Origin of the sequence: Mycobacterium sp. (genome assembly GCF_049281135.1) — a bacterium.
Taxonomy (GTDB): Bacteria; Actinomycetota; Actinomycetes; order Mycobacteriales; family Mycobacteriaceae; genus Mycobacterium.
Window position 1 is genome coordinate 1 of the sequence record NZ_JBAPRN010000129.1, and the last position, 3,234, is coordinate 3,234.

3 protein-coding genes are annotated in these 3,234 nt (G+C 65.7%); all 3 read left to right on the top strand.

What is annotated here, in order from left to right; translation table 11 throughout:
- Positions 1-26: 26 nt before the first annotated feature.
- Positions 27-938: an ESX secretion-associated protein EspG gene (locus tag WAN02_RS05300; protein ID WP_422263130.1), complete on the top strand. Its 912-nt coding sequence runs from the start codon at positions 27-29 to the stop codon at positions 936-938.
- Between the two features lie 175 nt (positions 939-1,113).
- Positions 1,114-2,634, top strand: coding sequence for a type VII secretion integral membrane protein EccD (gene eccD / locus WAN02_RS05305; protein ID WP_422263128.1), 1,521 nt, complete (start codon positions 1,114-1,116; stop codon positions 2,632-2,634).
- The coding region (locus tag WAN02_RS05310) for a S8 family serine peptidase (RefSeq protein WP_422263129.1) at positions 2,612-3,234 on the top strand (623 nt) is incomplete at its 3' end. The genes eccD and WAN02_RS05310, both read left to right, overlap by 23 nt.

Here is a 3,234-nt window from a genome sequence, read left to right on the forward strand (position 1 = left end):
CCGAAACACCTAACCGAGAGAAGCGAATGGATCAGGGCACACGCACAGACATCACCGTCAATGTCGAGGGTTTCTGGATGTTGCAAGCGTTGCTGGACATTCGCCACGTCGCGCCGGAATTGCGATGTCGACCATTCGTCTCCACCGATTCCATGGACTGGCTCAACCAGCACCCGGGCATGGCGGTCATGCGCGAACAGGGCATCGTGGAGGGCGAGACGGTTAATGAGGCGGTAGCCGCCCGAATGCGCGTCCTTGCCGCGCCCGATCTTGAAATCGTCGCGCTGTTGTCTCGCGGCAAACTGCTCTACGGCGTCAAGGAAAAAGACGAGAGTGGCGCGGAGGAGCAGGTGGGCTCCCGCGACATCCCGGACAACGAATTTCGCGTGCTGCTGGCGCGCCGCGGCCAGCACTGGGTGTCGGCCGTTCGAGTTGGCGACGAGATCACGGTGGACGACGTCGCGATCGCCGACACGACCTCGATCGCGACCCTGGTCTTCGACGCGCTGGAGTCGATCCACCACGCCGAGCCGGCCGCGATCAACGCGGTCAACGTGCCGCTCGATGAAATGCTTGAAATCACGAAAGCCTGGCAGAGCTCCGGGTTTAACGTCTTCTCCGGCGGAGATCTTCGCCGGCTGGGCATCAGCGCAGCGACCGTCGCCGCTCTCGGCCAAGCGCTGTCGGACCCGTCCGCCGAAGCTGCGGTCTACGCCCGCCAATATCGCGACGACGACAAGGCGCCGAGCGCCTCGGTGCTCTCCCTGAAGGACGGATCAGGCGGCCGGATCGCGATGTATCAGCAGGCGCGGACCGCAGGCTCGAACGAGGCCTGGCTCGCGATCTGCCCAGCAACTCCGCAGTTGGTACAGGTCGGCGTGAAGACCGTCCTGGAAACCCTTCCCTACGGAGAGTGGAAAACGCACAGCAGAGTTTAACTAATCTTTACGCAGAGACCGAGCACGCCAACGATTTTCGATGCAGCATTTAGCGAGGATGCGGATGCCGCAAAATCGTCTTAGAATCTGCTCAACAATTGCGACGCGACGTCGTAATTCCAAATAGCGAGGCAAGATACATGGACCCACAATTCGTCGACAGAGGGGTGCAGCGATGACCGCAATAGCTGAGGCGCAAGCGCCACAGCCGGGCACAGAGGCGATTTCGTCGCCTCAATCGGCCGTGATCGGCATCATCGCCGGCGAGGGCGTACAGATCGGCGTTCTGCTGGACGCCAATGCCCCGGTTTCGGTGATGGTGGACCCACTGTTGAAGGTCGTCAACGTCCGGCTGCGTGAGCTGGGCCTTGCGGCTCTGGAAGCCCCGCAGCGCGGCCGGTGGGCACTGTGCCTGGTTGACGGCACGCCGCTGCGGGCCACCCAGTCGCTGACCGAGCAGGATGTCTACGACGGCGATCGCCTGTGGCTGCGCTTCGTCGAAGACACCGAGCACCGGTCGCAGGTCATCGAGCACATCTCGACCGCCGTCTCGGTCAACCTCAGCAAGCGGTTCTCCTCGATCAACCCGTCGGTGGCCATCCAGGTCGGTGCGGCGATGGTCGGCAGCGGCGTGCTGCTGGCGTCGCTGCTGCTCGGCTGGTTCCGCCTGCACCACGACTCCTGGGTCCCGGCGCCTTACGCCTTCGTGATCGCGGTGCTGGTGTTCACGGTCGCGCTGCTGATCCTGAACCGCGCGCACACGGTACAGAACCGCCGCGCCGGAGACATGCTGCTGTGGAGCGGGATCGCGCCGCTTTCGGTGGCCGCCGCGTCGGCACCCCCCGGACCGGTTGGCTCACCCCACGCGGTGATGGGTTTCGCGGTCGCCGGCGTCGCGGCGATGCTGATCATGCGGTTCACTGGCCGCCGGTTGGGGACTGGTACCGCGATCGTCACTGTGACGTTGGCGGCGACGATAGCGAGCCTGGCGCGGATGGCATTCAACACCGGAGCGGTGACACTGCTGACGACCATCCTGCTGGTTTGTGTATTCGGCTACCACTGCGCGCCGGCGATGTCCCGCTGGTTGTCCGGTATCCGGCTGCCGGTCTTCCCGTCGGCCACCAGCCGCTGGGTGTTCGAGGCCCGGCCTGACCTGCCGACCACCGTGACCCACGGCGTCGACGGCGGCCGTCCGACCCTGGCCGGCCCCGAGTCCATCCAGGACGTCATCCTGCGGGCCGAGCGCGCCCGATCGTTCCTGACCGGTCTGCTGGTCGGTTTCGGAGTCCTGACGATCGTGTCCTTGGTTGGGGTTTCCGACCCCCGCACGGCGAACCGCTGGCTGCCGCTGCTGCTGGTCGCCACCACTGCCGGCTTCCTGATGCTGCGTGGCCGCTCCTACGTGGACCGTTTCCAGGCAATCATTCTGGCGGTGACGTCGGTCCTGATCGTCGGCTCGGTCATCGTGCGCTACTCGCTGGTGTTGTCCTCGACGGCCGCGGTGTCTGTGACAGCCGGCCTCGCGGTGCTCATCCCGGCGGCGGGGCTGACCGCGGCGGCGACAGTGCCCAACACCATCTACAGCCCGCTATTCCGCAAGCTCGTCGAGTGGGTTGAATACCTCTGCCTGATGCCGATCTTCCCGTTGGCATTGTGGCTGATGAATGTCTATGCAGCGATTCGCTATCGGTAGTCGGAAACTGCGGCCGCTTCGCGCGGCCGCAGTAACCGCCACCACCCTGATCGTGGCTTCGGTCGCACTGTCCGGGTCGCCCGCGTACGCGATCAACCCGCCGGGGATCGACCCGGGGGCAGTGCCGCCGGACAGCGCGCCCGGACCAGGCCAGCCGATGAAGCAGAACTCGTACTGCACCGAGGTTGGGGTGTTGCCCGGCAGCGACTTCCGGATTCAGCCGAAGTACATGGACATGCTCAACCTGTCCGAGGCGTGGCGCTTCGGACGAGGTGCCGGGGTGAGGGTTGCCGTCATCGACACCGGCGTGACTCCGCATCCGCGGTTGCCGCACCTGATTCCCGGCGGCGACTACGTGATGGGCGGCGGTGACGGGCTGTCCGATTGCGACGCGCACGGCACGCTCGTGGCGTCGATGATCGCCGCCTCGCCAGGTAGCGCCGGAATTCCCGAAGCGCCGGGACCGCGGCGGCCACCTCCAGTTCCGACCAAGGAGCCACCGCCCGTGGCGCCGCCACCACAGACGATCAGCGTGGCACCGCCTCCACCCCAGACCATCACGATGGTTCCGGCGCCACCGCCCTCGCAGGAGGATCAGGC